Origin of the sequence: Brevibacillus sp. AF8 (assembly GCF_021270385.1) — a bacterium.
Taxonomy (GTDB): Bacteria; Bacillota; Bacilli; order Brevibacillales; family Brevibacillaceae; genus Brevibacillus.
The window spans coordinates 35,228-42,295 of the sequence record NZ_JAGQDN010000034.1; the positions used below are offsets into that span (position 1 = coordinate 35,228).

General features: G+C 44.5%; 5 protein-coding genes and 1 pseudogene. 3 read left to right on the forward strand and 3 right to left on the reverse strand.

Annotated features, from left to right (window positions below; genetic code table 11):
- Positions 1 to 41 precede the first annotated feature (41 nt).
- Positions 42 to 1,085, reverse strand: a complete 1,044-nt coding sequence (locus KB186_RS27405; protein WP_232774777.1) for a hypothetical protein — start codon at positions 1,083 to 1,085, stop codon at positions 42 to 44.
- A 216-nt stretch (positions 1,086 to 1,301) separates the two neighbouring features.
- Positions 1,302 to 1,663, reverse strand: a pseudogene (locus KB186_RS28545) (IS4 family transposase); the annotation flags it as partial.
- 450 nt (positions 1,664 to 2,113) lie between these two features.
- Here KB186_RS28545 and KB186_RS28515 point away from each other — a divergent pair.
- Both KB186_RS28515 and KB186_RS27415 read left to right on the forward strand, forming a co-directional pair.
- Positions 2,114 to 2,386 carry a GNAT family N-acetyltransferase gene (locus tag KB186_RS28515; protein ID WP_330873239.1) on the forward strand — a complete coding sequence of 91 codons (273 nt, stop codon included), beginning with the start codon at positions 2,114 to 2,116 and terminating at the stop codon, positions 2,384 to 2,386.
- Between the two features lie 651 nt (positions 2,387 to 3,037).
- Positions 3,038 to 3,868: a protein-glutamine gamma-glutamyltransferase gene (locus tag KB186_RS27415; protein WP_232774778.1), complete on the forward strand. Its 831-nt coding sequence runs from the start codon at positions 3,038 to 3,040 to the stop codon at positions 3,866 to 3,868.
- 56 nt (positions 3,869 to 3,924) lie between these two features.
- Here KB186_RS27415 and solA read toward each other — a convergent pair whose 3' ends face one another.
- The gene (solA, locus tag KB186_RS27420; protein WP_232774779.1) at positions 3,925 to 5,064 is read right to left on the reverse strand and encodes an N-methyl-L-tryptophan oxidase; all 1,140 of its coding nucleotides are present in this window, start codon (positions 5,062 to 5,064) and stop codon (positions 3,925 to 3,927) included.
- Positions 5,065 to 5,240: 176 nt separating this feature from the next.
- Between solA and KB186_RS27425 the strand changes: the two genes are divergently transcribed.
- On the forward strand, positions 5,241 to 6,968 hold the full coding sequence (locus tag KB186_RS27425; RefSeq protein WP_232774780.1) for a methyl-accepting chemotaxis protein: 1,728 nt from the start codon (positions 5,241 to 5,243) through the stop codon (positions 6,966 to 6,968).
- Positions 6,969 to 7,068: the final 100 nt, after the last annotated feature.

Consider the following 7,068-nt stretch of genomic DNA (forward strand, 5'->3'; position numbering starts at 1 on the left):
TCCGAAATGAGAATATTCACTCGGGAGAGTAAGTAGACATCCTAATCAAGTGGGTCGTATGGAAAAAAGTGATGACCACTTAATTTATTATTTAAATTTCCCTCTTCTGTCAAATGGTAATGGGGGAGATTGGCAAGTTGTCCTAGACCGAGATGCGCACCTTCATCATAAAACGAATACCCATCTTGATCAACTACCCGTTCTGCACGACTTTTTCTAACACTAAAGGTGTCTTTCCCATTACGAGCACGTAATTGAGCAGCACTTAATGAAATGGGATTTTGTACTTGAACACCACCATAACCATTAAAAGCTAATCTAGCTGTAAAATGTTTAACTCTATTTCTTCTGATTTCATGTTCCATCTCATTAGTCATTTCAACTCCGCCAGTAACTCTAGAAATGGCATCTCTCAACGAAACACTTTCAAGAAAATCTTTAATACCATTTAAATTGTCAACATAATTGTCGAAGTGTGGACTAAGAATAACAGCACCGCCAATTAGCGCAATAAAGTCCCCTACTGGCACTGGACCATCAATAGCAGCAATAGCTCCTAATGTTGCTAATCTTGCAACTAACTGGCTTTCAGTCCATCTAACCCCATATTGCTTTAAAAGAGCAAGGGCCATAGAGTTAGTACTTCTTACTGTGAATGACATAGATTCATCTTCCTCAGGGAAGTAACCATTTTGTTCATAAAAATCATAGTTTTCCGAATAAAATTCTTGTGCTGATTCATCTATTCTCGCTAATTCATTTTGAAGTGTTTCAAAATCATCTAAATCCATTTCGCTTTTTGATTGGTTGGTATACTTATCAAGTATCTCATTTACTTCTTGGAGAGAGAATTCATCGTCTTTAGATAGTAATTCCTCTAATTCACTAACAGTCCTTTCTAAATACGGATCTTGCTCGTAATCTGATTCTGTTAAGGTATCAATGAACTCCCTAACGGTGTCTTTAGTAATTACCTGATCCGTATCAACGTTAGAATTGTCGATTCCAGAAGCGAGCGAATAAGCTGGGGTTAAGAAAAGTAATACCATAACTAGAAAAGAACTAATGATACTTTTACGTTTCATAATTATTTGCATACATTTAAAAATGTATGCTTGCCTCCTTTTTATCCAAAATATGTAAATATATGTTAATAATATAATATTAAAGTTTTAATGTAAAATGGTTTTTTAAGCCAAATGTCATAAAACCTACGCTAAAGAGATTTTACAGGTGAATTCTACGAAAAAGTGATTTATAACTCAACTTTCGCAGCACGAAATAGACAGGTAGGCCTTGATTTAATTAGGAAATCCTGACATCCATTGTTGTAGTTGTACTTTGATTAAATTTGTGATTTTTTTTGTTGGCTTTCTTGACTGTATATTCTATGAAGTCGAGCAGTGTCTGCAAAGCAATCACCAATTCCAATTGGCTAACTTCATCACTAATTCGAAAATAGTCCGTCTAACGTCCTCGTATCATTGCTAGAGCGGTGTTCCTAAGAGAGTACAATATAGCGTACAAATACAATGGTTGTATGGCTAATTAATAGATCGAAGGACCGACCTTGAAATTCCTTCTGAAGACGCATTAAAGACTTTACCGTTTTAAAGAATACTTCAATACCCCAACGCATCCCGTAGGTTTTTTTGATTTTTTGGTATTCTGTCAAGAGAACTATTTCTATTGAGGTTACACCGTGCTTGCGTTGCTTTCACATCGTCTAATCAGGTGCAAAAGTTGAGTTATAAGTTGTGGTAGGGAAGAAGCACTGTGGACTGAAAAATTAAGTGTTAGACCGGAAAATAAAGTATTAGACTGTCGTGGGCATCACTAAGCTAACGGGTTTAACGATGAAATAGCTGTCGCACCTGCTAAGCAATGATTGTACAGCTTTATCGTGGACTTTACCCTTGTCTTGCAACTAGTGGGACAGCGAATCGGATAATTGGTGAAGGAGAGACCTCTTAGGAATAAAAGCTAAGATGATGAACAGCTTGAAGAAGATACTGTTGAGGATGATTCCAACTATATCGGCAATCCCCATCAAATCATTTATGTAGCGCTCGTAAATTAATCAAGTTGTGGGTCGGATTGTTTTGAAAAGAAATTGGAACAAATATGCCTATGTCAAGATATTAAAGTTGATAAGCAATATAGAGGATACCATGTCGGTAAAAAACTAATCGATCAGGCTAAACGCTGGATGAAGGATGGCGGTATGACGGGAATCATGCTGGAGAAACAAAATAATAATGTCCGCGCATGTAAATTCAACGAAAGTTGTGGTTTTGTCATCGGAGGTTTCGATTCCTACGTCTACACAGGTCTAGATAAAGATAGTGATGAGATAGCAATTTATTGGTATCTCATGCTTGATTAATAAGTGATTGATCCTCAACATATGTCTTAAGAAGCCGAAATAATGGCAGCTTCTTTAAGACATTCCCCAAGGTTAGGAATACATATAGATCGTCATGATCAACAGCACTTTTCAACTATCGGAGAACGTTAGCGCAAAATAAGCAGCCGCAGTCTAAGACTTTATTTTCCAAGTCTTAGTCAGCGGCTTTTTAAATTTGGGTACAAGTCTAAATCTTATTCTGTGAGACTGAAGATTTTTCGTGAAAGAACTCCCGCCATATCAAGGATTCCAGTCTATTACTCTATTTTCAATGAGCACAACGTGCAAGTTTTAGAAGGTACCGATCAACGCACAAGGCTAGTAAGAAGAAAAAGCACAGGACTCGCAGACCTTGACAACGCCTGCCCAGTCGGAACTACAAAAAGGAGACCACGCTTGTCGAACACTGCTCCCTTGAGAAACTTCCGCCCGTAGGGTGGCTTTGGCTCGACGGTCCCCTTTTTGTAGTGGAGACGTCCAGTGAATCCCCCCTGCTGGCGTGTCAGAGTCGAAGAGAACTGTGCTTTTTCTTCTTCACCACTATGTTGACTCATAGTTTTTTAGTCGATCACGTGGACATAGGCTTTCGCATACAAATAAGAAGGACAGTGTGTGAAGGGGAGGTTGTATATGATCGTCATAGCGGGGAGACCAGCTAATCCCGCCTCGTTGGCAGCGGAATGGGGATTAAATCCGGTACAGCGTGAAACAGTAGCGATTATGGCACGTAGTGATGAAAGATTTGAATATCCAACTCCTGAGCTCCTGCAATTTGAACTGAACATGCGCGATCATCTGGTGAGGTCTGCCTTGGCACTGCACGAAAGCGGCCTGGCCTTTTCTACTTTTGAAGAATCTCGTGCCAATCCAGTTTACTGGATACGAACAGACCAGGGCGGATTCCGCTTGCGACCCGGAGTACTGCCATCCAACGGGATTATCAATATTTTTCTTGAGGGCCAAAAATACGCCACGGAATGCGCTACAGCGATGGTCATTATTATTTATCATGCAGTCCTACAGTCCATTCGTTTACCGGATTTTGAGAGAATGTTTTCGGACATCTTGCTGTATGACTGGCGGTACGATCAGGATCTGGACTTGCAAACAATCAGGACAAATACCTTCTTGCCTGGTGATGTAATTTATTTTGCCAATCCTGATTACGATCGCGCCACACCACAGTGGCAAGGGGAAAATGCAGTTGTGCTCGGCAATGGCTTGTATTACGGGCATGGTGCGGGGATCAAACGAGCAAATGAGATGGTAGCGTTTTTGAATGAACAACGAAGAGAAGGCGCAATGCGGTCAGCCTATCTGGTCAATCAGGCGACTCGGCCTGGTTTCGCCTACTTGTTTCCCTACGACAACGGTCGTTCTACCATGCGAGCTTTCGGCCATCCCATACAAGCAAGCAGTCGAATTACAGCGCAGATCGGTTCTTTGTCTTGGGAGTGGTAAAACGAACAAAAGCCTCCTGCCAGAAATGCGGCGAGAGGCTTTTTGAACAATCTCTATTAGGGGCAGGAGAATCGCTTCCAAGAAAACATAGACAGGTCAAGGGAAGAGGCTCCCTCTACCAGCAGTTGGCTGGTCGCTTCCCCGATCGCACTGGCGAATTTAAAACCGTGCCCGGAAAAGCCCGCTGCAAATACAAGCTGTGGATGTTGAGGATGACGGTCAATGACGAAATGCTCATCCGGTGTCATCGTGTAGATGCATACCTTGCCTTGGCGCAATGGTCCGGCTGCTCCAGGCATATACGTTTCCAAAAAAGAGCGAACACAGCCTTCGTCCGACAAATAGGTGCCAAAGGTACGTTCCAGTTTATCGGGATCGATGGCGTGTCCTCCGTCATGGCGTCCGATTTTTACACCAGCGCCATCAAAACTGGGAAATCCGTAGAACATGGAGTCATCAAGGCGAAAGATGAAAGCGGGAAAGCCATCCGCACTGTACTGGCCCTCATCTGCACCAAACCAGGCGACCGTTTTGCGTGTAGGCTTAAGCGGGATGGACAAGCCCAATGAGTCCAGGAGCGAACCATTCCAAGCACCGGCGGATAGCAGGACTTTATCGCCGTGGTAGCTGGCAGATTCCGTATGCACGATGAACCCATTTTCTGCTGGTTCCAACTGCGTGACTGGCGTGTTCGTCAACAGTGTAGCTCCTGAAGCGAGGGCGAGATCTCGATAGGCACGAATGCCGTTTTCACAATAAAGCACACCTGAAGCAGGCTCCAAGCAACCGTAGTAATCAGCAGGCAGATTGATTCCTGGCCAGCGTTGCATGACCTCATCGGCACTAAGTACTTCCAGGGGAAGGGAGTACTGCTCGGCGCTCTCCCGAATTTCATTCAGGAAAGTACAATTCAAGGGTCCAGCGTTCAAAACACCCGTTTTGGCGAAGATCGGTATACCAGATGCTTGTTCGAGTTCTGACCACAACTGTTGTGCCCGCAATGCGAGCGGGACGTACTGTTTTCCTTCTCCGTACGCATGGCGAATGATACGGGTATCCCCATGATGGCTGCCCATTGTGTGTGGGGGATCAAAGGCATCGATCATGAGTGTACGCACGCCCTGTTTCGCTAGATAGTAGCCAGCCGCCATTCCCATCGATCCTGCTCCCACAATAATGACGTCGTAGTTTTGCATGAACAGTCCTCCATTCCGCTTTAGTTTCATCTATCTTACAGGAGTTTTCTGAATTGTGGATTTTAATTTTTGTGTAAAAATCCATTTTTTTGTGCGCAATAAGGTTTATTCCATCAGTTGGGAGGGAAAAGGAGATTACGCTATCATCATATGTCAAGAAAAGTGGTGTTTACGAAATGAAATGGACGATCGGAAAAAAATTGGGTAGTGCGTACGCGCTGATCCTGGTCATTATGCTGTTTATGGGGATCACGACCATTATCAAGATGGAACAAATGAATCAGAAGATGGTGGAAATGAATACGAACTGGCGCCCAGGTCTGGAAGATATTTTGAAGATCAACATGACGCTGGAAACCGTTTATGGAGTTACGCAAACCATGCTTACGACAGAGAACATGGATGACAAGAACAAGTACGCAAAGCAAGTTGATGAACAATTTGCCTATATGGACGGCTTATTGGCAAGCTATGAAAAAACGATCTTCAGTGAAGAGGACCGTAACAATTTTGAAGGATTGAAGCAGGCGCTGCAAAAATACGAGGATTTCAGTCCGCAATACGTGGCAATCGCCAAAAAGGTCGACATCAGAAGACCAGCTACGGATGCAGACATGGCCGAGCTGGAGCGCATCAAGAAAAAAGGCAGTGAATTGTTTGTAGAACGCAAGAAATATTTGGATGCCATGATGACGAGTAACAGTGAGGGAGCACAACGCGCTGGCGCAGAAAGTGCGGAACTTTATGAGTCAGTCAGGCGGGACCTAAATATTCTCTTGGTTATCTCTATCATTGCGTGTGTGGCGCTAGCTGTCGTACTGACGTCAAGCATCCGTCGACCGATCTTGCGTTTGATGGAAGAGATGAAGAAAGTGGCTGATGGTGATTTGCGTGTGGAGCCATTGGTTGTCAAGAGTCGTGACGAGATTTTGGATCTGGCGAATTCGTTCAATGATATGACTAGAAGTTTAACTACAGTCATTCGTCAGGTAGGCGGAACTTCCGAGCAGGTAGCCTCATCGGCTGAGCAATTGACGGCAAGTGCAGATCAGACCAGCAGGGCCACTGAACAAATTGCTTTTACTGTTCAAGAAGTGGCAGCAGGTGTCGATCGCCAGGTAGCGAGTGTGGAGAATGGGGCGAAATCCATTGATGATATGTCACGAGGAATTCGCCAAATCGCAAATAACGCACAGCAAACATCCAATATGGTGAGCGAAGTCGCCAACATGGCAGGAGAAGGGAACCAGTCGATTCAGGCAGCGGTTCAACAAATGAATGCGATCCACACCTCCATGCGTGAGCTCGCATCCGTGGTAGATGGTCTGGGCAATCATTCTCAAGCAATCGGAGAGATTATTGAGGTCATTACAGGCATTGCGGATCAGACCAATCTGCTGGCCCTCAATGCAGCGATTGAAGCAGCACGCGCAGGAGAGCATGGCCGTGGATTCGCGGTCGTAGCAGATGAGGTGCGAAAGCTGGCGGAGCAATCGGCTCAGTCCGCCCAAAAAATTGCGCAGTTGATCAGTACGATTCAGACAGATACAAAAGTCGCGGTTGAATCGATGGAGTCAGGCACCCGGGAAGTACAAGAAGGAATTCGCGTCGTTCATCGTGCGGGCGAAACTTTCGGTCAAATTCAGAGCTCGATTGGTACAGTAGCTGACCAAATACACGACGTGTCCGCATCTGCCCAGGAAGTGTCTGCCCATTCCGAACAAGTCGTACAAGCGATGGAGCTGGTCAGAGAAGTTTCCGACTTGACTGCTGATGGCACGCAAAACGTTTCCGCTGCTACACAGGAGCAGCTCGCTTCTATGGAGGAAATCGCTTCGTCAGCGACAGCTCTTTCCAATATGGCAGAAGAACTGCAGCACATGATTCGCCGATTTAAGGTGTAGGCTTATAATGTGCAAACGAACGCAAAACGCCAACATGATTGGCGTTTTCAGACTGAAGAGAAACCCCCTTTTTGGGGGATTTCTTTTTGGTATTGTTCCA